Raw genomic sequence first — 278 nt, forward strand, 5'->3', positions numbered from 1 at the left:
GAAGGGGTCTGGTTGTACATTTGAGCAAATGTAACGATGGTAGCCTGATTCTCAGCGGAGATTTGCCCATCCTGCCCCAACTGGTCCATACTGGATAACGTAAGCGCCAGGTTGTTGGACATGCGCTTTTGTGCAGTCTGCACGGCCCATGGGTCCTTACTGGAAGCACCATACTGAGCTAGCTGCACGTTTCCTTGAGGGGTGTCGGGGAACTGCTCCAGAAGCTTACTGCGCGCCTTGTCTACATCCCCGCCGTACATACCTGCAAGGACAGTAGT

At 54.0% G+C, this 278-nt stretch carries 1 protein-coding gene; it reads right to left on the reverse strand.

The annotated features are described in order from the left end of the window. Positions 1 to 278: hypothetical protein (locus ABFY71_RS18835; RefSeq protein ID WP_347947400.1), on the reverse strand; the 278-nt coding region annotated here is incomplete at both ends.

The organism is Devosia alba (genome assembly GCF_039938915.1).
In the GTDB taxonomy this organism is placed as follows: domain Bacteria; phylum Pseudomonadota; class Alphaproteobacteria; order Rhizobiales; family Devosiaceae; genus Devosia; species Devosia alba.